General features: G+C 32.4%; 2 protein-coding genes. Both read right to left on the bottom strand.

Translation table 11 applies throughout. The features are described from left to right. A partial coding sequence (locus tag ACW2QF_RS13605; protein WP_455716548.1) for a hypothetical protein occupies positions 1-1006 on the bottom strand: 1006 nt, incomplete at its 3' end. 112 nt (positions 1007-1118) lie between these two features. Further along, a complete protein-coding gene (locus tag ACW2QF_RS13600) occupies positions 1119-1949 on the bottom strand; it encodes a hypothetical protein (protein ID WP_455716547.1) in 831 nt (276 codons plus the stop codon). Positions 1950-2066: the final 117 nt, after the last annotated feature.

Raw genomic sequence — 2066 nt, 5'->3', positions numbered from 1 at the left:
CAGCTATTTTAAGTTTCTTAGATTCTTCCTTTTTTGCCTTTTTAGCAGCTTTATCCGCTTTTTTTTGCTCTTTCCTTGCAGCTTTTTGCGCAACTTTTGCTTCTTCTAACTCTTTCTCTTTAAGAAACTCTTTTTCCGTTTCTTCATTCTCAATGTTTTCAAATAATCCTTTAAAGAAGTTTTTCTTCTCTTTTTTATCTGATTTCTTCAGTCCACTTTCAATATTCTCATCTTCATCAGAACCATAATTTGATACCGTTCCTAAAACATCCGAAAAGATATCTCCTACATCTGATACGTCTCTTTCATCATCATCTATTCCATCGAATATTCCTTCGAATCCTGGAATACTAGCATACAAATCGTTTTCTACCTTAGGTGCCTCTTCTAAAGCTACATCCGCACTTGGTGTGTTGGGTTCTTCCTCTTTCATCAGGGAATCAATATCAAAGGGTTCCTCTATTGCCGATGCTTCTTCATCACTAGAGAAGGAATCGATAGAAATTGGCTCTCCCTCATCACTTGATAAAGAATCAATTGAAAAAGGTTCCTCCTCTTCACTTGTCAAGGAATCAGTTGAAATTGGTTCCTCCTCTTCGCTTGTCAAGGAATCGATTGATAGCGGTTGCTCCTCTTCGCCTGTCAAGGAATCGATTGATAGCGGTTCTTCCTCCTTGGAAACCTCATCATATACAAATTCCTCATCATCTTGCATATTGTATTGTTCTAACAAATCCTTCGTAATACTGTCTAACTGACTAGATACAGCATCTGAATCATATTCATTATCCATATCTTTAATTGGATCAATTATCATCTCATCTGATGATACAAAACTATCAACATCCTTATTTGAATAACTAGTATGGGAATGCATAACTGAATTAAGTAGCTCTTCTAATTCGTCGTCACTTTTAATTAAATCTACGTCATCAAGTGCTTTACAATCCTCGCACATTTCTTCAGTATTTTCAATTTCCGTACCGCAAATTTTACATTTTCCCATCCATTCACCTCCATGTATTATTATTCTCTTATATTACCACATTCGCCTTAAATTAACAACTTAAACAATAAGAATTAAGTTGAATTTTGCCGATTATTAGGAGGTAAATTCATTACTTGTTAATCATATCCAAAAACTCAGCTGCAGACTTATGAATCGAAATTCCTTTCCCGCTAATTTCCTCTGATAATTGTGGAAATTCATGATTTACTCGTACTAAAAACGCTTTGTTATTAAGGTAAGCATTTTTTTCAAAAGGCCAACGAATTAAAGATGGCAAAGTAAAGTTAACTTCTAGTTCAATTAATAATAACTTTCTGTTAAGTGTACGAGAAAGCCACTCCATGTACTTTTGCCATTGTGGTAAATATCCTTCTTCTACATAATTATCTACGTTTGCTCTTACATTAAATGTTAATGGTTCATTACATTCTTTGCAATATGGTAAATATGCCTTTACTGATTCACCTGATTTAATAGACTTAATAATTTCAGGTAGTTGTCCTACAAAATTCTCAACGTATTCATTATTCAAATGAATATTATGTGTACAAGACTTACTGCATTGGAATAATCCTTCATTACCACAAGGCATTACTATCTTGCTTTGATCTAGCCCAGATTGCATAATTAACTCGCTGGTATTCATAGATAGAATGAAATAATTATTATCTTTAACTAATTCGTATAATTTAGAATAAACTTCTAATGTATTTTGTTTATTATAGTAGTTAACAAGAATTTGATGAATCCAATTTACAGCCTCTTCGTCTTGTAATTCTTCTTGCAGTTTTGCCTTTCCATTAATATCTATGGTAGCAAGTGGTTTATATATTACTTCTTCTGCTATAGATTCTGTATTTTCAAACCCTAAACCGCAACCAACTAATATATACTCTGCTTCTTCAATTTTACTTTTTATTAAATCCATTTGATTATTCATATATGCCTCACTTTAATTCAATAATGTCATTTTGTCTCTCAAAGAGCCAAGCTTTATTATAACTTAACTTCACATATATGAAAAGTTATTAATTAAAAAGGTGAATATTTTCATACC

The sequence above is a fragment of the Anaerosporobacter sp. genome, from assembly GCF_965301125.1.
This window is presented reverse-complemented; position numbering and strand designations above follow the sequence as displayed.

Coding starts and splice junctions, on each gene's coding strand:
- ACW2QF_RS13600 (WP_455716547.1), bottom strand. CDS start 1,949: ATGAATAATCAAATGGATTTAATAAAAAGTAAAATTGAAGAAGCAGAG.